Origin of the sequence: Tritonibacter horizontis (genome assembly GCF_001518015.1) — a bacterium.
GTDB classification, from domain to species: domain Bacteria; phylum Pseudomonadota; class Alphaproteobacteria; order Rhodobacterales; family Rhodobacteraceae; genus Epibacterium; species Epibacterium horizontis.
In genome coordinates, this window is the sequence record NZ_LPUY01000048.1 from 81,845 (window position 1) to 101,385 (window position 19,541).

Here is a 19,541-nt window from a genome sequence, read left to right on the forward strand (position 1 = left end):
GCTCCTCTGTTCAAAGCGCATAGACAATAGTCACCACCGTCGTCATGACGATGAAGAACATGACCAAGGCGCCTATGGCGAGCGTCCGGCCCATGTCGCGGTTTGGCTTTGCCACTTTCAGACGCAATTCTTCGGCCGTTTCCGGAAACTCGAGCGCCGCGGAGTTCGAGCCTCGCACCAACTCGTATCGTGAATTCCAGCGACGCACCTCGGCCGCGTTCCACCCGTTCATGACCAGAATGATCGCGGCGATCATCAGCATCGAGGACGGGACCCAGATCGTGTAGCCACCCATGGTTTCGTCTGACAGGGGATCGAGCAACCCGGTTGCCGCCGTCTGGTAGGAGGCATAGAGGCTCACCTCTTTGAGTGTCGTCAAGGAACCCAGAAAAATGTTTGAAACGATCACCGCAAAACTGGAGATCAGCCTTGCGCCGCGCCTCGCGCCCTCAGGGGGATCTCTCGGGTCGAAGAGCATGCCAAAATACCAGATCCCAGCCAGCACCATCGCAAAGTGCGCGAACATCTCGATCACCGCGATGCGCTGCGCAAGTCCGTAGAGGACCGGAAACTGCCAGACGAAGAGCGCCGCGATGAGCAAGGCAGTCGCGGTTACCGGATGTGCCATGAACCGCACAACAAAAGATTTCCCAAGCGCGCCGAGGTATCGACGCCACCGTCTGTTCAAACTGACTTGCAGGAATCGCCACGGCTGCGAGACCGCGATGAGCAGTGGTCCTGCAAGGCGGAGGAGAAGATGTTCTACCTGGTGCACCGAGAAGAGGCTGTGCCCCAAAGAAGCCAGAGGCGCATTCGTGGCCGCGAGAATGCAGGTCAAGCCAACGAAAAACAGGGCCGGCCGCCAAATAGAAACCGCCCCGCGAATTCGAGCGGATCGCGTGAGGCCGCGCATGTAGAACCAGCCCGCCAAGCTGACGGAAACAACCGACACTGGCGAAATCGCATATCCAAACGGGTCGAAAAGGAAGAAGTAAGTGATCATCGGCTCATGTCACCTTGTATTGTCAGCTTGTCGAAGGATACCGGTGAAAGTCGGGATGTTCCCACTGCGCCACCCCGAGCCAATGACAGATCAGTGGACATCGCGAGATATTTGCCCTGCATCCACATTGGAAACAGGTTCTCATAGAAACGCGAGAGCGGGTGGCCGGACTGACCGGCGGGGGCGATGAAATAGGAACCGGCTTCTTCCGAAAACGACATGACCGCCTGAAAATTTGTGCCCGCGCTGGTCGCGAACGGGAGGTCATCGTCAGAAGCAAACAATGTTGCAATCAGTGTGTCGGGAGCGCCCGAAGATGGGGCTTCGAGAGACAGCAGATCGCTGATGATCCCGCTCGATCGGATTGACGCCCATCTCATATTCAAAGAGTGTGCTTCGCCCCAGACCCAAGCGGACGGATCGGGTCCGTTGCGGTCGATAAGCCAGCCGATGGCATCATCCAGGGCCGCACGAACCTGATCCTGGCAGGTCTCGATGCGGGTGGACGGGCGGATGTCGCACCAGATTGCGCTTCCTCCCCGATCTGAAAGCACCGCAAATAGGACATCGGCATTTAGCATGGCCCAGACCTTCGTCGCGGATGGAAATTCATCCTGAAGTATCCGTTTTTGCAACGCGCGCGCCCAGGCCCAGAACACGAGCGGCTCCGGTGAAAAGCGATCCATGTCGCCATTCCATTGGGCAAGTTGATTCAGAATAACGCCGCGAAGCTTATCTGCGCGGTTTTCTTCGAGAGCACCTGTGGAACCCACGAACCAGAGCTCTCTTGCCATTAGAGGAAGAAGCGCCCGCGCGGCAGCGCTGACCGTGTCGCGCTGCACCGCAATCGCGCCCTCGACCGAGAATATCGGCTGCCGCTCATCAAGAGCAGCCAGACGGGCGTCTCGAAACGATAAAAGGGTTTCGACCTCCCTGTCAGGCCAGCGAGCAAGGGTATCTCGGTCGATCGCAAGAATCTCCAATCCGGCTGGTGCCAGGTTCATGCTTGCGTCCATGGCATCGTTCACATCGGCGGACCGCACCACACGGTCAAGCATCACCAGAAAATTTCCGGCCTTCGCAGCGGTGGGACTCACTGGCTCTTTCAGGGCATTCAGTGACAGAGATCGGAACGCCCAAGCGACGCGTTCGCTGCGACCAACGACAATGAAGGGCACACCCGGCATTGTAGCCCCAATCGCGGCTCCGGTCGGGAGTTGAATATCCGCCAGGTACCATTCAGAAGGCAGCGATAAGGGGCCACGTATATCGGCGGTGAGAATTGGTGCTCCCATAGCTGTTCTGTCTCCAGGCAACGCCCAAGCATCGAGGCTGACCTTGGGCGAGGTCACAAACAGCTCGGGCAAAAAAGGTCGGTCTGACAAGCCGGACAGGTCACTCTGGCGACTCTCGGGTTGAAGATCGTTCAGAAACGCTTGAGCAAGTCTGAGACTATCGACGGGTCTCCAGGCTGCGATCATTCTCTCATCCGCGATCAACAGATCGGGTGAGCCTCTGCCGCGCCCGCCTTCGGATACCAGACCAAGCCACGCGTTGACACCTGCGGCATATGCGTCGAGCGCCTGGGCTGTCGAAGGCTCGACTTCGAACGTCTGGTCAAGTGGCAACAAGGCTTGCGCTGCCCGCCTTGCCCGCAATAACTGGCCAAGCCTGTCCTGAGCGTGAACGAAACCAAGCGCGAAATAGGCATCCGCAGCAGAGTCTGCAGAAATGTGCGGTATGGCCGCAGCATCTCGCAGAATATCGACTGGTCCTCCGATTCCCGCAACTCTGAAGTCCTCGTCATAGTCGGGGACGGAGGCGCGCAAAAGAAAGTAGACGACACCGGATACGGCCAGTCCTGATGCAAAAACCGCCAAGAGTAAGTACAGTAATATGTTGAACAGTCGTTTCAATTCGTTGCCGGTCCCAAAGCAATCTCAAGACGTGATGCGCAAGAGGATCACCGAGGCGAAAAAAGCGAGTAGGCCGAAAGCAATACCGAAGCCTGTCGCGTACTGAAGTATATCCAGGCGGTTCCCTTTCCGCCGTTGCGCCAGATAGCCACCCCAGAGCGCCCCTCCGACAAAGCCTGCGAGCACCAGCATCACGAGTCCTCCGATTTTGATTTTTCTGAATTGAAACGTCGTCCGGCCAATCCGACGGTAAAGGCTAGGGCCCAGACCGCACAGATGAGCGCCAGCAATGTCCAATCACCGAAACGAGCGTAAGGTGTGGGCGCAAGCGCTGTCGGCAGGCTGGCATCTATGACTCCAGTTTGTCCGGTCTCGAGGCGCGCGATGATCTCTCCCTTGGCGTCGATGACCGCGGAAATCCCGGTGTTGGCCGCCCGGACCACAGGAAGCCCTTCTTCAACCGCGCGCATGCGCGCGGAGGCGAGGTGCTGCTCGGGGCCGATGGTGGTACCGAACCAGGCATCATTTGTTGCATTGAAAATCCAGTCGGGGCGAAAAAGGTCATCGACTACTTGGCTCGGAAAAATGATTTCGTAACAGATCGCCACCGCGACCAGAGGCGCACCCGGGATCGCCAGCGTGCGTGGCCCTGATCCTGGCGTGAAATCGCCCAAACCTTCGGTCAGTCGTTCAATGGGCAGCCAGCCTTTCAGGGGCACATATTCCCCGAACGGAACAAGATGATGTTTTGCATATCCCGTCAGAACCTCGCCGCTGCTGTCATAGGCCTGAACCGTGTTGAAATATAGGGTTCCCCCATCGCCCTCTACACGGTCTGGCACACCTGTCAAAAGGATCCTGCCGTCTGGCAGAGCCGTGGATAGCCGCCTACGCGCCAAGGCGTCCTCGTCCAGAAAACCGGGAAAGGCCGTTTCCGGCCACAGCAGCAGGTCGAAGCGTCCAGGTTGCGCCGACAAGCCCAAATATTTTTCCAGCGTTCGCTCGCGGCTGCCCGGTGCCCACTTCTCGACTTGCGGCACATTGCCTTGGACGATGCGCAAAGCGCTGTCCGTCGGAGGCACATTCGTCCCTAAACGCAGCGCGCCGCCACCCCAGAGGCCCATCACCGCAGCGGCGAAGAGCAGGAGAACAGGCACGCGTCTGTTTGGTGCCGCCACAATCAGCACACCGGGCAACAGCCCGATAAAGACCGTGAGAAAGCTTAGCCCATAGCTTCCGACCCAGGCGGCGGGTTGGCGCAGGGCGGCATGTTCGACAAGGGCATAAGCGGCAAGGTTCCAGGGAAATCCCGTCAGGACATGACCACGCAGCCATTCTGCGGCAAGCCAGTAGGTTGCAAGCAGAAGACCTGACGTAATGCCGACGACAGCACGGCGCTGCATGATGGTGGCAAATAACATCGCCGCAATCGCCGGGAATATGGCCAGTCCGGCGGACAGTCCCGCGACTGCCGGGATCGCAAGGGCACCGAAACGTTCGGAATCGACGTAAAAGCTCTCGGCGATCCAGGAAACTCCAAACCCGAACTGGCCCATTCCGAAGGCCCAGCCGATGAAGAAGGCAGGCGCTGTCGAAACCTGCCGGAGCATGAGAAAAAGTGCTGAGAAGGCGACCGGAACAACTATTAGCCATGAGAATGGCGGAAGGGCTAAAACCGTTAAACCGCCCGCCATAAAGCTAATCCCTAATCGCATGGGAATGTAACGGCCACGACCCGTCAGTGGACGCAAGCCCGTCATCATGTGCCAGTCTGGAACTTGGCGTTCAACCAAGAGGCTATGAACAGTAGGCCCACGCCGCCGACCACGAAAACATCCGCCATGTTGAAGGCGGGCCAATGTGTGGATCCGGCGTAGAAATCGAGGAAGTCCGTCACACCCCGAAACCGGATGCGGTCGAGGACGTTGCCGAGCGCGCCACCGATAATCGCACCATAGGCGATAGCCTCAACCGGGTTGGCAGTGCGCAACAACATGACTGTCAACCAGCCGCAGACAGCGAGGGCCAACGCCGTAAGGCTCCACCATGGCGCTCCACCAAGCAGTCCAAACGTCACTCCATCGTTGCGCAGATAGATAAGATTGAAACCGGGGAAGACCGGAATTCCGGCGCTCAAATCTGACGCATTGGCGACGACAATTGCTTTTGTCACCTGATCGACAAGAAAAGCAGTTCCAGCCGCTATGAAACCTTGGAAATGGCTCAGTTTCATCTCATCATCCCAGCCATACATCGAGGAACAACATGATCACGAGGCCGACTGCGAGACCGAGTGTCGCCCTGTTTTGATGGCCGGAACGGTGGGTTTCGGGAATGATTTCGTGGCTGATGACGTAGAGCATCGCCCCGGCGGCGAAGGCGAGGCCCCATGGCAACAGCGGCTGCGAGATGCTGATGATCCCAGCCCCAAGAAGCCCGCCTAACGGCTCGACAAGACCTGTCAGGGCGGCAATGCCCCACGCACGGCGCCTAGAATATCCTTCACCAAGCAATGAGACCGCTACGGCGAGACCCTCGGGAGCGTTTTGCAGCCCAATGCCAATCGCAAGTGGCAAGCCACCAGAAAGACCGTCAGCCCCGAACCCGACACCAACGGCGAGTCCTTCGGGGAAATTGTGGATCGTGATCGCAATGATGAAGAGCCAGACGCGGCGCAGCGAAGCAGAGTCTGGGCCTTCCCGCCCCGTCTTGAAATGCTCATGCGGCAGCCGTTCGTTCGTCAGAGCGACCGCGCCCATGCCAAGTAGGATCGCAACACAAACGATGGCCGCCGGGAGAGCACCGTTGTCGAACTGTCCTTCAGCTGCGTCGAGAGCCGGGATGATCAGCGAGAAGAACGAAGCCGCGAGCATGACACCCGCCGCGAAGCCAAGCAGCAGATCGCGCGTGGCCCGGGACGGGATGCGCCCAAAAAGAACGGGGACCGCCCCGACCGCGGTCAGTGATCCGGCGGCCAGGCTTCCAAGAAAGCCAAGCGCTATGGGGGAGAGGGGTTCCAATTGTTAAGGTTCTGCCGCGAGTTCAGTCAGGAGCCGAGTAGCTGGTGTAGACCTCGGTCGATCCGTCTTCGTGGATCAGGAAGACATCGTAAGCCTCCCGGTCGTCCTCCGGTCCCATGCCGGGTGACCCGTAGGGCATCCCCGGCACCGCCAGGCCTACCGCGTCTGGCCGGTCCTCCAGCAGGCGTTGGATGTCAGCCGCCGGCACGTGGCCTTCGATCACGTAGCCGTCGACCAAAGCGGTATGGCAGGAGACCATGCGCTGAGGCACGCCATTGTCGAGTTTGAAGCGCACAAGAGATCCCCCGAACATGTCCTCGCCTGTCGGCGCGAATCCGCTTTCCTCGAGGTGCTTCATCCAGGACAGACAACAGCCGCAGCCGTTTGTCTTCCGGACATCAATCTGGATCGCATCGGCGACAGCTTGCGCCGCGGGAAACAAGGCCAGCGTGACTGCAAGGGCGGGAGCCAGTCGTTTCATGGATTAAAGCCTTTCGGTTGTGGTTTGCACAAATTCGCTGGTGAGCCTCTCGGCCAGTAGCGCGCGTGCTTCAGCCAATCGCTCAAGTGCAGCCGTGTCATCAGCATCCCGCTCGGCCGCCTCTGCCAGTCGGTCGTCTGAGAGAGGATCGGTCGGGCGACCATCGACCAGAACCTCATAATGGAGATTTGGGCCGGTCGCGGTGCCGGTTGCACCGACGCGACCGATCATGTCTCCGGCCATCACGCGCTGCCCTTGTTCGAGTGTGTCCGGCACCTCGCTGAGGTGTGCGTATCGTGTCAGGGTGGCGGATCCATGCGCTATCTCCACCACCCGGCCATACCCACCACGACGTCCGATGAAGCTCACGCGTCCGGGTGCCGTTGCTTTTACAGGCGTACCGCGGGTCGCAGCAAAGTCGACGCCGGTGTGCATGCGCACATTCCCATAGACCGGGTGTGTGCGACGGCCAAAGACGGAACTCAGCCGCGCTCCTTCCACCGGTTGGGCAAAGACACGCAGGACCTCTCCATCGACATAGATCATTGCTTTACCGCTGCCGTCATCCGGCCAGACGATCTCGTAGACCGTTTCACCAAGGTTCAGTGCGGCGAAGGCAAGTTCCGGTTGACCGATCCTCTCGTTTCCGTCGCGCGCTTCGCGCCAAAAAAGACGCATCGTCTCGCCACCGGAAAGTTCGCGTCGAAAATCTACTGTGCCGCCCAGCATCTGCGCCATGTCGACCGCAAAGCGAGCAGGGATGCCTGCCTTGTCCAAAGCCGCGAAGACAGAGCTTTCGATCACTGCCTCGGCCGCGAACGTCACCATTTCAGGGTCTGGCTCCAACACGCGTGTGACAAGTTCCTGACCAAAGACCGTTTCGATCCGCACCCCATCGTCAACCGCCAGTTCCACGCGGCTCGGATTTCCGTCCATCTTTGAGATCACAGTGATCTCATGGCCCGGGCGCAATCGGCGCAGGTCATATTCTGCACCAAGCGCGAGCGCGATTTCGGCACGCGCAGGCGCAGCGATACCCGCGTTCGCCAGGACCGCATCCAGCGTCTCGCCCGACGCGATCTCACGCGACCAGGTGATCAAAGGCGGTTCAATCTCGGGCAAGGCGGTTTCTGCGAAGACGGATTGCAAGAGCGGCAGAGGTCGCATTGGGCTAGCATTGTCGGCGTGAAATGCAGCGGGCGGTGTCACATCGTAGTCGGCGATCTGAGGCATCGAGAGCGGATCGGGAGTCCAGAGGGTGGCTTCAGCAATCGCAGGAGGCACTGGCTCTTTGGAAAGAACGCCAGATATGGCGATGGCGGTCACCGAAAAAGCGCCTGCGACCACAGCGCTCGCCAAAACAATTCTAATATTCATGTTGCCCCCTCTACGTCTTCTGTCAGTGCACGCCGGATCTTCGGCACTGCGAATTCTCTTGGCTCGTGATAGTCAATCATGGTGACGAGTTCACCCTTGGCATCGAACAGGAATACGCTTGCCGTATGGTTCATTGTATAGTCGCCGCCTTCGGTCGGAACGCGCTCATACGAGGCACGAAATGCTTCTACAGCGCGGGAAATCTGGTCTTCCGGTCCCGTCCAGCCGCGAATGGCCGGATGAAAATAGCCGACATATTCGGCCATGGCCTCGACCGTGTCCCGCTCCGGGTCGACCGTGATGAAGACCACGTTCATCTCTGATGCTTCGTCGCCCAGTTCCTCAAGCCAGCCGGAAATATCCGATAGGGTCGTCGGGCAGACGTCCGGGCAGTAGGTGAACCCGAAAAACACCATTGTCGGACGACCGATCAGGTTGCCAGGCCCTACCTCATTTTCCTCGTGGTCGGTCAGCCGGAACTCCATCGCCGATAGGGGCAGGGGCCGCTGCCCTTTTGGTTCAGGCGCACCGGGCCCGTCCACCCGCCACCAGCCCACGAAGAGCGTCAGGCCAAGAACGCCGGCACCGGCTGCGCCGTATAGAAGGAGCTGCCGACGTTGCATCAGCCCTCCGGTCCACGCGCGGCGATTCCGAGGATTGGGACCTCGACCGTCACCTTGCCGCCATCCGAGAAGGTCAGTGTCAGCGGGAAATTCTCGCCTTCGGTCATCGGCTCTTGCAGCTTCATGAGCATGGCGTGCAACCCGCCCGGCTCCAATGCCACGCTTTGGCCGGGCTCAATCGTGATCTCGCCTGCAGGTGCCATGGAACTGACGCCAACGGAGTTGGTTTTCGACTCATGGATCTCGGGCATCATTGCCAGCGGTGTCGCAAGTCCGGTCAGCGTAACGGCGTCTTCACCCGTGTTGCGCACGGTCATATAGGCGGCACCTGGCCTGTTGACGCCGATCGAGGCGCGGGACCACGCATTCTCGACCACGACATCCTCCGAACCGGCCAGTGCGGGGGCCGACAGCCCTGCAACCGTCAAAAGCACGGCCAATGCATTGGTATATCTCAACTTCTTCACCACTCGTTTCTCCTGCCTCCGCAAATCAGCTTTGGCTTGCCGCAACTTCCACTGCCACCAGCCTCCGCAATTCGGCCTCACCGAACGGATCGAGAGGCTTGCCGTTCACGAAGAACGTGGGCGTTTGGCGGACCCCGACTGTCTCGACATCGGCGCGGTCCTGGTTGAGCACCGCCACAACACCGGGGGCCAGCATCTGTGTCCGGGCAGCTTGGACATCCAGACCTCCGCTTGCTGCAATCTCAAGGATCAATCCGGGTGCCGGGGTCCCGTGAGACGCCCATCTGGGCTGCTCTCGCAAGACTGCCTCGAGCACAGGTTCAAACACGTCCTGCATGCGCGCCGCCTCGAGCACACGGATCGCTTCTACCGACGCCTCGCCGTGAAAAGGCGTATAGCGGATTACAACGCGCACCGCGTCTCCGTGCTCCGCCATGATATCCTCGACGACCGGATAGAAAGCGCGGCATGCCTCGCAGGCCGGGTCGAAGAATTCAACGATGGTTACGGGCGCATCCTCGGGCCCGAGGATCGGGGAATAGGGTCGGATCAGCGCGTTGGCCATTTCAGGGTCGATGGGATCGGACGCGGCAATCGGGTCGGGGCGGGTGGCATACCAGGCGGCCCCGCCGAAACCGGCGACCCCGAGCGCGAGAACGGACAGGATGAGGCCGCGTCGTTTCATTCTTGTGCTTCCTTCAGTGAGAGAGCCGACAGCAGCCCGATCACCACGAAGGCGACGAGCGCCATCAGAGGAATCGGAATGCCGAAGACCAGTTGATTGTCGTCAGTACAGGATGGGCCTGTCGCCGTGCAGGGCTGGATGCGTTCGGGGATCAGCTCGACATAGAGGCCGAGGTGCCAGAGCGCTATGGCGGCGCCCCCGATTGCCAGCGCGATCCCGTAGCGACCCACGCGCCGATCCTGCCACCACAGCCCGAGCCCGAGGACGATGGCCAAGGGAAACATGAAGGCACGCTGAAACCAGCAAAGCACGCAAGGTGTCTGCCCCAGAACCTCGCCGATGAAGAGCACTGCAAGCGACGCGGTGAGCGCGATGATCCAGGCCAGCCCGAGGGCCGTCTCTCCGGAAAGTCGGGTCATGACGATCAGATCCTCTCTCTCAGATCGGCGAGGATCTCTTCGGCGGGCGTGCCGTAGGGCCAGGAGTCCGCGAAGCCTGCTTGCGTGTCGAAAAGGAAAAGATGCGACGTGTGACCCATCGTGTATCCGCCCGGCGCAGTCGCCTGCTCGATCCGTTCATAGAATATCGGAAAAGTTTCGGATGTCGCGGCGATCTGCTCCGGTGTACCGGTAAGCCCGATGATCCCTGCGTCGAACATGGGCACGTACTCCGCTAAAGCCGTCGGCGTATCTCGCTCGGGATCGATCGTTATGAAAATCGGCTGAACCACTGCCGCCTCATCGCCCAGGCCCTCCATCACGGCCGCGACTTCGGACAGTGTTGTCGGACAGACGTCAGGGCAATTGGTGAAGCCAAAGAAGACCAGCATCCAGCGCCCTGCGAAATCTTCGTCCGTTTGGACAATGCCGCGATGATCGGTCAGTTCGAAATCAGCAAGAAACGGTGGTTCATTCTCGGCTCGGGCAAGGTCGGCACGGTAGTCGGACCATAGCAACAGCCAGATGAAAACGAACGCCGCCGCGCCCGCCAACACCCACAATACCTTCTGAAGACCTGAAAGCCTCACGCCGCTCCGCCCGAACTTGATTCTATATTTTGTGTGCGTTTACATCCTCTAGCTACTGTAGGTTCAAGCGTGATTGTCACCGATCGGCCAACAATCACCTATCTGTGAAACTCAGGTGAAGCTTGTGATGCGCACCGCATAAAGCTACACCCACTGTAGGTAATGTGGGGAGCGGAAATGCTGACGATTGGGACTCTGGCGAAGAAGACCGGAACAAAAGTGCAGACCATCCGGTATTACGAGCAGATCGGACTTATGCCTGAGCCCGGCAGGACCGAGGGGGGCCAACGACGCTATGGCGACGCCGAACTCGACCGCTTGTCATTCGTCCGGCACGCTCGGCAACTGGGCTTCTCGTTGGACGCGATCCGTGAGCTCCTCGATCTCAGCGATCATCCGGGAAAGTCCTGTGCAGAGGCGGATGCAATCGCCCGTCGGCAACTCAAACAGGTCGAGCAACGATTGGCGCGGCTCGAGGCGCTGCGGACGGAATTGAAGCGGATGGTGCATGAGTGCAGCGGCGGACAGACTTCTGATTGCCGTGTGCTCGAGGTACTGCGCGACCATTCCGAATGCCTGACCGACCATGAAGAGATCAGCGCCTGAGCAATTTCGACGACCTTTGATCGGAACGCAAAAAGCCCGGTGTTAGTTACTCATTGGCAATTCACTAATTTGGATAAGGGCATGGCGGAGCAGAGAAACGCAACGGAAAGACGCACACTCTGGATCGTGCTGGGTCTTAACATCGGGCTGGCAATCGCTTTCTTCGCCTCGGGCGCATTCGGCGATTCAAGCGCGCTTATCGCCAATGGCCTCGACAATCTGTCGGACAGTTTCGTCTACGCGATCAGCCTCTTCGCGCTGTCCCGCTCCGCCAAGTGGAAGCGCGGAGCGGCGAACGTTTCGGGCGGCCTGCTGATCCTCTTCGCCCTTGGAATCCTGTATGACGCCTGGCGCCGCTACGTCGGCGGATCGGATCCTCTTGGCACGATCATGATTGTCATGGCGCTGGTAGCGGCGGCCATCAACGCACTTTGCGTCTGGCTGTTGGCACGGCTTCGCGATCCGGACGTGAACATCCGAGCGGCGAATACGTTCAGCTGGTACGACTTCGCGGCCAATCTCGGAATCGTCGTCGCAGGCGGGCTCGTAGCCTGGCTCGGAACGAATTGGCCGGACCTTGTCGTGGGCGTGATTGTCGCCGGCATCGCGGCCTGGGGTGGCGTCGGAATCCTGAGAGACGCGCATGGTGAACACCACAAGGCGGTGCACAATGACGATCAGGTAACCAAGGACTCGGCCTGAAATCGGGGCTTGAAGCTACAGTGACTGTAGCAACTACATATTCTCGTGAACGATTCGAGGAGATATCCCGTGAACCCCGCCGACCCTCATTTGGCCAAAACCCGGCTGCTGGATTTTGACGCGACCTCAATTGCAAAACTGATCGAGGAGCGCGGCTGGGCAGACCTTCCCAGCGACGACCGAATTGGGGCCATCTACGATTTCGTCAGGAACGAGATTACCTTCGGCTACAACCGCGCCGACGACATTCCGGCGTCCGAGGTCCTCGCAGATGGCCACGGGCAGTGCAACACCAAGGGCACGCTCCTCATGGCCCTGCTGCGTGGCGTGGGAGTTCGCTGCCGACTGCACGGGTTCACAATCCACAAGGCGCTTCAGAGAGGCGTCGTTCCGGAACTCGTCTATCCCCTCGCGCCGTCCGAAATCCTCCACTCCTGGGTAGAGGTGGACTTGGGCGACGGATGGGTCAATCTTGAAGGCTTCATCCTGGACGCGCCTTTCCTGCAGACGCTGCAGCAGAAATTCCGCGAGACGGATAGTCTGTGCGGCTACGGGGTTGGAACGGAGTGTCTGAGCGCCCCGCCTGTCACTTGGTCCGGCAATGATACCTACATCCAGAAAACCGGTATTGTTCGCGATCTTGGAACCTTCAACGCACCCGACGATTTTTACTCAAAGCACCGCCAGAACTTCGGATTTGTGCGCGACTTGCTCTATCGCCACGTCATCCGTCACTGGATGAATGCCAGGGTTCGCCGCATCCGCCGCGGAATCTTGCCGCCGGTCCCCGGATTCGATCGGCCGAACCACCGCCATGAGGAGACGAACCGTGCCGCATGATCACGGCCACGCCCACATCGATCCTCAATCCGGTGATCGTCGCGTCTCCATCGCCATCTGGGCCAACGGCCTCCTGACGGTCGCGCAGATCGTCGGCGGGATCCTTTCCGGCAGCCTCGCGCTGATCGCGGATGCCCTCCACAATTTCTCGGACATGGCGTCGCTGGTGATCGCCTTCTTCGCGCGTAAGATCGCTCGCCGCCCGGCGGACAAGCGCATGACCTTCGGCTATGGGCAGGTAGAAATCGTCGCAGCGCTCATCAACTACACGACACTTATCCTGATCGGCTTCTACCTGATCTACGAGGGTGGCATGCGCATGATCGACCCACCAGAGGTACAGGGCTGGACGGTGGTGATCCTGGGCGGTGTGGCACTGGTCGTCGACACGTTGACGGCGCTGCTCACCTATTCGATGCAGAAAGGCAGCGTGAACATCCGTGCGCTCTTCCTGCACAACCTATCGGACGCTTTGGCCTCCGTGGCGGTCATCATCGGCGGCTCGCTCATCCTCCTCTACAACATGCGGTGGGTCGACCCGGCGATCACCATCGGCATCGCTCTCTACATCCTCTACCTCGCATTTACCGAGATCGGCGGTCCGATTCGGACGCTGATGCTCGGCAGTCCACCGGACATCGATAATGAAACCGTCGTTCAGGCGATGCGGGGTGTGGATGGTGTCGCGGACGTTCATCACGTGCATCTGTGGCAGATGCAGGAGCACGAGGCGGCTCTGGACTGCCACGTCGTGCTGACAGCGGACGGCTGGGGTCAAATCGAAAAGATCAAGGCCGCGATCAAGGACCGGCTGAAGGACGATTTCAGCATCGGTCATTCGAGTCTGGAATTTGAGCACGAAGACCGCGCATACGAAAACGCTGACCTTTACGGTCACGGCAAACCGGAAAAAGAGGAGGAAAACCATGTTCACCGAGACACTGACAGCTCATGACGACACGATTGGCCTCTCCTTCGAGGGCAAGCTCAGCGAAAGCGACCTGAAACGGATGCACGCCCTGCTTCATGAGCGCCTGCAAGAGACAAGTAAGCCCGGCCTGGTTCTCGATCTCACGAGGTTCGAAGGCTACGATGGGCCGTCCGCTCTGCTCGAAGATCTGAAAATCGACACAGCCCATAGGAATGACTTCCGCCGCGTCGCTGTGGTGGGCGAAGGGGCTTTGTTGGAGTGGGGAACCAGGTTCGCCGACGTGCTGACCACGGCAGAACTCCGTCGGTTCGACCCGGCGGAAATGAAGGCGGCAATCGCCTGGGCAAGTGAAAGGTAGAGTAGCTTTCAATCAGATGCCTTCGCAGAAGACAGCATCTGTTCGAAACCATAAACAAAAGAGCTACAGCAGTTGCGAGACCCAAGAGCAATCCGAATGTTCTGAACATGGTCGCTCCTTTCGCAAAGGAGTAACTTTGGTACAGTGGCACTGCCCTTGCCGGGGCATTATCAAATCGTAATGTTTTAGCGGCTCAGGGCGCCAGTTGGTTAACATAAACTTCATTATGCATCGCTATGCTTCGAGTTGCGATAGTATATTATCGTATGTATGCTGGACTCCGGTCATGGAGGTTCCTCAGAATGCGCCATTTACTCAAAAAACTCCTCCCCTCGGTCGCAGTCGCTTTGACCGTGACAGGTTCTTCGCTGCCAATAGCCGCCCGCACGCAGACATACCCAATCGATTGCGCGATCCTCCTGTGCCTGTCTGGCGGCTGGCCTGCTTCCGTCCCTTGCGCCCGAGCCCGCGCTGAATTCATCCGGCGGTTTACGCCCTGGCCGGTGGAACCGCCGCTTCAAATTTGGCGTTGTCCAATGGGCGCGTCCTTTGAGGCCGCTCCACCATCAAACAGTACAAACCGCATCTTTGATGCGTTCTTCCAAAACAACAGCTCTGGACCGCGACAATCCTTTCCAGAGCGCGATTCCATTGACCCAATTGCGGTTGCTTGGCGCGCTTCAGATGCCCGTGACCTTGTTCCCACCGACCGGGCCCTCCGGCTCATTCAGGACCGCGCGGACATCGATATCAGTGGACCAGAATTCAATTTCGTCCGATCCATTCGCGTCTTTGATGTACGGTATGCGCGACAGCACGAGTCCGGGCGCGATGGGGACTGTAACCGAAGCGCGACCGTGGTCCTCGGCACTTACGGGACCCAAGGTGACTTCGCCTGGCAAAGGTCTTCCGTCACTGCCCTTCCTTCGGCTCACGTAGGTCTTGAACGCTGGGGCGAGCATTGTCCTGGCATTTATCACCGATCCGTCTTCGTCGATTGGCGTGACTATGAGGGCAACTACGGCTTCGAACAGGTGAATTACTAGCGATGACAATAACAGGGGTGCCACCAAACTACGAAAATCTGAGCGTGCTGAGATCAATCGAATACTGGCCGTTCGCTGCTGTCGGCACCAAGGGTCGGAGAGCGGACGTTGCACCCTTTCGCTGCAACCGTCAAAGGTAGGCGCCGAGCCGCTCAAACAGACTAGCAGAGGTTATCGAGGTCGCGACAAGGCATCCTCCCTGTAGATCGGCTCTGCTTTCGGTTATGATTCACTAAATTCTAGGTTGCATTGTAGGTTTTTGCCTCTACACTTTATTGAGCCGACTTCCCTTCACTGTTCAGCAAGATATTTCGATCCGCGAGAGAAATTGCCCCGTCGGTGTTTTGTGTGACTGCTGTTCACATATCGCCGTGAGGCCATTTGTATTTCAAAAGGAAATTGATCCATGACCAGCACAACTTACGACCACGACATTCAAGGTACTCTGTCAAACGATACTATCGTTGGGACTGCAGTTAACGATGCTATACAGGCAAACTTAGGAAACGACAGTGTATTTTCTGGAAGTGGTGATGACTATATTCAAGGCTGGCTTGGCAATGACACGATATTGGCAGAAGACGGTTTCGATAGTGTTCTTGGCCAAGAGGGATCGGACAGCATAATTGGCGGCAGCGGAAATGACACCCTGTATGGTGATCAGGGTGAGAATAGAGGGTCGAGCCTTGAAGATGGCTCGGACACGATCCAGGGAGGTACCGGAGATGATGTTATTTACGGCGGCGGATCCACTGACACCCTAGATGGCGGTGACGGAAATGACGTTATTTGGGGCAATTCAAGTTTTGAAGATGGGAATATTCAAAGTTTCGATGGAGCCGACCTTATCAATGGTGGCAACGGTCACGATACAATCTATGGAAACCAGGGCAATGATATTCTGTACGGAGATGTCGGTGATGACCGTATCTATGGTGGCCGAGAAGATGACAAAGTTTTCGGAGGCGCTGGATCAGACATTCTTTATGGGGACGGTATCGTGGCAAACGGGTCCGATGGGACCGGCAACGACACTTTGATCGGGGGCGCCGGGAAGGACTTGCTTATCGGCGGTGCAGGAAATGATGTCCTTTATGGAATGACTGAGACGACTGCGACAGGAGATGACATTAATATCCTCGAAGGGGGGGGGGGAAATGATACCCTTGTTGGCGGTGATAAAAATGACACTCTCGCCGGCGGTGATGGTGATGACATCATGAATGGGCAACAAGGCTATGACCTTGTTCGCTTAGTTGGGCCTGCATTCGGGAACGACACAATTGAAAACGGTGAATCTGTTGAAGTCAATGGAGTAATGTTGAGCGGCGCTGAGGTGGGATATAGCGCAAATGCCTGGGGTGGATTAACCTATCAACTTGAAAGTGCTGGAAGCCTTTACATGGCTGATTGGGAACGTAACGGGGATTACGGTCTCAACTTCGGCGGCGAGGCGATAACTGCGGAAAACCTAACGGCAATTGTCGCAGAACGTGTTACCTATATCGATGTGGGTCATTTCGAAATGCTTGATTGGAACGGAGATGGGCTCGTCGACATAGTCTCCGAAGATGGGATCTATGGCTCTGGATTGATCTATATTGACGGCGCAGATCAATCGATAAACCGCATTACTTATGCTGACATGCAGGTTCGTCGCTTTGTCGATTTTGATGGGGATGGAACACTCGACATCGTGTCCGACAGTTTGGGCGGTTTGGGCTGGTTCAGTGGAGGAGACTTCACCCAGTTTAATCGGATCACTTATGATGATGTCGGCGATTTCGAGATCGGGGACTTCGACGGAGATGGCAATATGGATATCGTCAGCTCCGGTGCAACTGATCAAAATGGTGTCTCAATCATCGGTACAGGCTGGTACGACGCTTCTGGAAACAGAAATCACATCACAAACAATACTTTGGGATCATACCAGTTGGCGGATATTGATGCCGATGGTGACCTTGATATTGTCTCTGCGCTTGGCGCAGATCAATACGGACAGACTATTGGTGGAACTGTTACCTACGACGTTTCAGGAAACATGGTACAGTTCGCTTATGTGAGTGATGATGATTTCCAGATTGCTCAAATGGATGGAGATGCTGAGCTCGAGATCGTTACAAACGGAGGGTCATATGCCAACGGAGTTCCAATCGATGGCGTTATGATCCTCGAGGGAAATGGCTTAACGACCCGGTACAACTATTATGACGTAGGATCCTATGTTGTGACAGACATAGATCAAGATGGCATGATGGAAATAGTCTCTACGCAAGGTGCTTACCAGAGCGGTATTCCGTTGGACGGTTTGGTTGTGCACGAAGCAGATCAGACCTTTTGGCGCTATGGGAACAACCCCTATAACAATGTGGACAGTCTGGCTCTGGCTGATCTCAACGGGGATGGCTTTGAAGACTTAGTCGCTCAAGGTGGACCCTATGGCGGGGGGCTGGTGACCTACGTCGAAGTTCCAGTAGGGGAAACCTTGTCTGGAGGGCTGGGATCAGACACGATTAGTGGCGGTGTCGGCAACGATACACTGTCAGGCGGAGCCAACGCTGACACCTTTGTCTTCTCGGGTGAATTTGGCCAGGACAGCGTCACTGATTTCCGTAGTGGATTGGATTTACTTGTATTTAGTGGTGTCGAAAACGTCGACGATGCCAGTGATATCCTAGCCGCCGCCGAGATTACCAATGGGGATATTTACATTTCGCTTGGTGACTTCGAGATTACGCTAGAGGGTGTCGATACCATGTTCTTTCTAGAGGATATTGTCGTCCTTTGATTTTCTCGTTTCCAGGAGAGATGCGAAACATTGCAACCCAACGATTTGGTTGTTTACATCATGCCGTACGTTCGACGAAATGTGAGCAAACCTGGAATAGAGATGGGCTCAGCTAACACGTCCACTCAGTGTCCGCGTTCGAGAAATCGCACGAGTTTTGCAAAGTCAATACTGGTCCTCCCTGTTGAAATTCGTGCGCTGCGCAGCATTTGCTAGTAATGGGCTCTCACCCGCCGTTCGCCTCGCCAGCACACGAAATCGGTACTGAGACCGGAGGTCAAGGTCAGCTGAGCGGACGAAGTGAGCTTTCGCCGCGGCTGCGCCAAAGTCGGCTTCTGAATTGGAATATGCCGAACGCGTCAATGAATTCCGGCTAAGAATTCTTCACTCTCCTAGCGCCGATGTGTATCATGCCAATTTCTGTCTTCGATCCGCTCGTTCTCGGCGTTTGTCCGGTTCACTAAGTCTAGATCCGTTGCCTCCATTCCTAGCGGAGGGTTCTTAGGATCATACCTCGGGGGGAGGAACAAAGCTGTTAATTTTCGGAAGAATTCAAACATCAATCAAACCATTTTGTTGTCAACCAGCGTGCGTGAAACTCGGTGTGACCTACCTCTGAATTCCAGTGTTGCCATCACAGCGCATTGTTGCTGGTCTCGTTCAAGCCACGGAAGCGCTCTGCCAACCTAGGTGGGGCGCAAAGGGGTGACAAGGGCTGAGCTAAAGACCTCCGCAAAGCTGGAACGGTAATGTTTGAGAACGCGGCCCGCGAGGATTTTCTGGAGAGCAGACATTTAGGACGGATGCAGCATACGACATTCTTGGGCTCTTTCGAGACCTTCGCTGCCATCTGCTCCAATGACCGGTACGCTCGCAGACTCATTCCATCAATATCAGCTGGCGGCTGCCTGAGTAGCCTATCCGTTTTCGCCACTTCCGATCCGCGTAAGCGCATCGAAGTCGATTTCCTGCTTCTGTTCCGCAGTGAGATCCGGCCGGATTTCCGACACCGGCTGGGGCCCGTGGACGTCCCACATCACCGCATGCGCGCCTATACTCCAGCAATAAACCCACCCAACAACGCTGCACCCATCGGTCCCGATCAGATTGGCGATCGCGACGCCCTCACCCTTATCATCGTTCACTGTTTACTGACTTCCTGCACTGAGGCTCTGATTTTGCAGCGTGACGAGCTGCGGTGCTCGTCTGCACCGCATGCCGCGCTTGGGGGATGTTGGCTGACTGCTCTTTGTTGAGGAGCTCACTTCACATGAGGACGCACAAAGCGGAGCGTCCCAAAATTATATTGCTTTCAAATCTTGTGGTCGGGCTCCGTGGCGGCTTCGACAATCGACAGGACTTCATTTTTGTCAAAGCCAATGACCCTCGCCAGAACTGTAAACTCCACGACGTCGATACGACGCTCGCCACTTTCGAGACGTGCCACAAATGACTGGTGGCGTTTGAGCTTCGCCGCCAACTGCTGCTGGCTGAGACCCGCATTTTGACGTGCATCAACCAACGCACGGACGAGCGCCAACTGGCCATTTGTTCTGATTGTCTTTGCCACGCGTCACATACCTTTTGTGACGTCGCTAGCGGATGAAATCCGATATCTAAAAAGTAGATATTTGAGGGTGTTATCGGCGTCTGGTTTCCATGGGCTGC

Annotated in this window: 22 protein-coding genes; 7 read left to right on the plus strand and 15 right to left on the minus strand. The window is 57.3% G+C overall.

Annotated features, from left to right (window positions below):
• Positions 1-10 precede the first annotated feature (10 nt).
• From TRIHO_RS07675 to TRIHO_RS07735, 13 genes are read right to left on the minus strand one after another with little or no spacing between them, the layout of a single operon-like run.
• On the minus strand, positions 11-1,003 hold the full coding sequence (locus TRIHO_RS07675; protein WP_005641377.1) for a cytochrome c oxidase assembly protein: 993 nt from the start codon (positions 1,001-1,003) through the stop codon (positions 11-13).
• On the minus strand, positions 1,000-2,919 hold the full coding sequence (locus TRIHO_RS07680; protein WP_040643110.1) for a penicillin acylase family protein: 1,920 nt from the start codon (positions 2,917-2,919) through the stop codon (positions 1,000-1,002). Before TRIHO_RS07680 ends, TRIHO_RS07675 begins: the two co-directional genes overlap by 4 nt.
• A 24-nt stretch (positions 2,920-2,943) precedes the next feature.
• On the minus strand, positions 2,944-3,111 hold the full coding sequence (locus TRIHO_RS23835; RefSeq protein WP_005641387.1) for a hypothetical protein: 168 nt from the start codon (positions 3,109-3,111) through the stop codon (positions 2,944-2,946).
• On the minus strand, positions 3,111-4,634 hold the full coding sequence (gene lnt / locus TRIHO_RS07690) for an apolipoprotein N-acyltransferase (protein ID WP_406707301.1): 1,524 nt from the start codon (positions 4,632-4,634) through the stop codon (positions 3,111-3,113). The genes TRIHO_RS23835 and lnt overlap by 1 nt, the downstream gene beginning before the upstream one ends.
• A gap of 44 nt (positions 4,635-4,678) precedes the next feature.
• Positions 4,679-5,152 (minus strand): signal peptidase II, encoded by a 474-nt coding sequence (gene lspA, locus TRIHO_RS07695; protein ID WP_040643113.1) that lies wholly within the window; start codon positions 5,150-5,152, stop codon positions 4,679-4,681.
• Positions 5,153-5,156: 4 nt separating this feature from the next.
• The gene (locus TRIHO_RS07700; RefSeq protein WP_005641394.1) at positions 5,157-5,939 is read right to left on the minus strand and encodes a ZIP family metal transporter; all 783 of its coding nucleotides are present in this window, start codon (positions 5,937-5,939) and stop codon (positions 5,157-5,159) included.
• Positions 5,940-5,961: 22 nt separating this feature from the next.
• A complete protein-coding gene (locus TRIHO_RS07705) occupies positions 5,962-6,420 on the minus strand; it encodes a DUF411 domain-containing protein (protein WP_005647566.1) in 459 nt (152 codons plus the stop codon).
• A 3-nt stretch (positions 6,421-6,423) separates the two neighbouring features.
• Entirely contained in the window at positions 6,424-7,797 is a 1,374-nt protein-coding gene (locus TRIHO_RS07710; protein WP_005647562.1) for a M23 family metallopeptidase, read from the minus strand.
• Positions 7,794-8,420 carry an SCO family protein gene (locus TRIHO_RS07715; protein WP_005647559.1) on the minus strand — a complete coding sequence of 209 codons (627 nt, stop codon included), beginning with the start codon at positions 8,418-8,420 and terminating at the stop codon, positions 7,794-7,796. Before TRIHO_RS07715 ends, TRIHO_RS07710 begins: the two co-directional genes overlap by 4 nt.
• The gene (locus TRIHO_RS07720; protein ID WP_005647556.1) at positions 8,420-8,890 is read right to left on the minus strand and encodes a copper chaperone PCu(A)C; all 471 of its coding nucleotides are present in this window, start codon (positions 8,888-8,890) and stop codon (positions 8,420-8,422) included. The genes TRIHO_RS07715 and TRIHO_RS07720 overlap by 1 nt, the downstream gene beginning before the upstream one ends.
• Before the next feature lie 22 nt (positions 8,891-8,912).
• Complete coding sequence (locus TRIHO_RS07725; RefSeq protein ID WP_005647554.1) at positions 8,913-9,572, minus strand: DsbA family protein; 660 nt, start codon at positions 9,570-9,572, stop codon at positions 8,913-8,915.
• Complete coding sequence (locus TRIHO_RS07730) at positions 9,569-9,991, minus strand: disulfide bond formation protein B (RefSeq protein WP_046002647.1); 423 nt, start codon at positions 9,989-9,991, stop codon at positions 9,569-9,571. Before TRIHO_RS07730 ends, TRIHO_RS07725 begins: the two co-directional genes overlap by 4 nt.
• 5 nt (positions 9,992-9,996) lie before the next feature.
• The gene (locus tag TRIHO_RS07735) at positions 9,997-10,563 is read right to left on the minus strand and encodes an SCO family protein (protein WP_040643209.1); all 567 of its coding nucleotides are present in this window, start codon (positions 10,561-10,563) and stop codon (positions 9,997-9,999) included.
• Positions 10,564-10,776: 213 nt separating this feature from the next.
• Here TRIHO_RS07735 and TRIHO_RS07740 point away from each other — a divergent pair, with 213 nt between their 5' ends.
• From TRIHO_RS07740 to TRIHO_RS23675, 7 genes are all read left to right on the plus strand, one after another.
• Positions 10,777-11,205, plus strand: coding sequence for a MerR family transcriptional regulator (locus TRIHO_RS07740; RefSeq protein WP_068241767.1), 429 nt, complete (start codon positions 10,777-10,779; stop codon positions 11,203-11,205).
• Positions 11,206-11,286: 81 nt separating this feature from the next.
• On the plus strand, positions 11,287-11,907 hold the full coding sequence (locus TRIHO_RS07745; RefSeq protein WP_005645239.1) for a cation transporter: 621 nt from the start codon (positions 11,287-11,289) through the stop codon (positions 11,905-11,907).
• A 69-nt stretch (positions 11,908-11,976) separates the two neighbouring features.
• The gene (locus tag TRIHO_RS07750) at positions 11,977-12,747 is read left to right on the plus strand and encodes a transglutaminase-like domain-containing protein (RefSeq protein WP_005645237.1); all 771 of its coding nucleotides are present in this window, start codon (positions 11,977-11,979) and stop codon (positions 12,745-12,747) included.
• The gene (locus TRIHO_RS07755; RefSeq protein WP_068241751.1) at positions 12,737-13,702 is read left to right on the plus strand and encodes a cation diffusion facilitator family transporter; all 966 of its coding nucleotides are present in this window, start codon (positions 12,737-12,739) and stop codon (positions 13,700-13,702) included. The genes TRIHO_RS07750 and TRIHO_RS07755 overlap by 11 nt, the downstream gene beginning before the upstream one ends.
• Entirely contained in the window at positions 13,674-14,036 is a 363-nt protein-coding gene (locus TRIHO_RS07760; RefSeq protein ID WP_068241753.1) for a SpoIIAA family protein, read from the plus strand. Before TRIHO_RS07755 ends, TRIHO_RS07760 begins: the two co-directional genes overlap by 29 nt.
• 302 nt (positions 14,037-14,338) lie before the next feature.
• Positions 14,339-15,082: a hypothetical protein gene (locus TRIHO_RS23205; protein ID WP_106406161.1), complete on the plus strand. Its 744-nt coding sequence runs from the start codon at positions 14,339-14,341 to the stop codon at positions 15,080-15,082.
• A gap of 406 nt (positions 15,083-15,488) precedes the next feature.
• The gene (locus tag TRIHO_RS23675; protein WP_068241757.1) at positions 15,489-17,873 is read left to right on the plus strand and encodes a calcium-binding protein; all 2,385 of its coding nucleotides are present in this window, start codon (positions 15,489-15,491) and stop codon (positions 17,871-17,873) included.
• A gap of 917 nt (positions 17,874-18,790) precedes the next feature.
• On the opposite strand, the gene TRIHO_RS07775 is transcribed toward TRIHO_RS23675, so the two are convergent.
• Positions 18,791-19,018, minus strand: coding sequence for a hypothetical protein (locus TRIHO_RS07775; protein WP_068241759.1), 228 nt, complete (start codon positions 19,016-19,018; stop codon positions 18,791-18,793).
• A gap of 167 nt (positions 19,019-19,185) precedes the next feature.
• On the minus strand, positions 19,186-19,443 hold the full coding sequence (locus tag TRIHO_RS07780; protein WP_068241761.1) for a helix-turn-helix domain-containing protein: 258 nt from the start codon (positions 19,441-19,443) through the stop codon (positions 19,186-19,188).
• Positions 19,444-19,541 lie beyond the last annotated feature (98 nt).

Coding starts and splice junctions, on each gene's coding strand:
- TRIHO_RS07675 (WP_005641377.1), bottom strand. CDS start 1,003: ATGATCACTTACTTCTTCCTTTTCGACCCGTTTGGATATGCGATTTCG.
- TRIHO_RS23835 (WP_005641387.1), bottom strand. CDS start 3,111: ATGCTGGTGCTCGCAGGCTTTGTCGGAGGGGCGCTCTGGGGTGGCTAT.
- lnt (WP_406707301.1), bottom strand. CDS start 4,634: ATGCGATTAGGGATTAGCTTTATGGCGGGCGGTTTAACGGTTTTAGCC.
- lspA (WP_040643113.1), bottom strand. CDS start 5,152: ATGAAACTGAGCCATTTCCAAGGTTTCATAGCGGCTGGAACTGCTTTT.
- TRIHO_RS07705 (WP_005647566.1), bottom strand. CDS start 6,420: ATGAAACGACTGGCTCCCGCCCTTGCAGTCACGCTGGCCTTGTTTCCC.
- TRIHO_RS07710 (WP_005647562.1), bottom strand. CDS start 7,797: ATGAATATTAGAATTGTTTTGGCGAGCGCTGTGGTCGCAGGCGCTTTT.
- TRIHO_RS07715 (WP_005647559.1), bottom strand. CDS start 8,420: ATGCAACGTCGGCAGCTCCTTCTATACGGCGCAGCCGGTGCCGGCGTT.
- TRIHO_RS07725 (WP_005647554.1), bottom strand. CDS start 9,572: ATGAAACGACGCGGCCTCATCCTGTCCGTTCTCGCGCTCGGGGTCGCC.
- TRIHO_RS07730 (WP_046002647.1), bottom strand. CDS start 9,991: ATGACCCGACTTTCCGGAGAGACGGCCCTCGGGCTGGCCTGGATCATC.
- TRIHO_RS07740 (WP_068241767.1), top strand. CDS start 10,777: ATGCTGACGATTGGGACTCTGGCGAAGAAGACCGGAACAAAAGTGCAG.
- TRIHO_RS07745 (WP_005645239.1), top strand. CDS start 11,287: ATGGCGGAGCAGAGAAACGCAACGGAAAGACGCACACTCTGGATCGTG.
- TRIHO_RS07760 (WP_068241753.1), top strand. CDS start 13,674: ATGTTCACCGAGACACTGACAGCTCATGACGACACGATTGGCCTCTCC.
- TRIHO_RS23205 (WP_106406161.1), top strand. CDS start 14,339: ATGCGCCATTTACTCAAAAAACTCCTCCCCTCGGTCGCAGTCGCTTTG.
- TRIHO_RS23675 (WP_068241757.1), top strand. CDS start 15,489: ATGACCAGCACAACTTACGACCACGACATTCAAGGTACTCTGTCAAAC.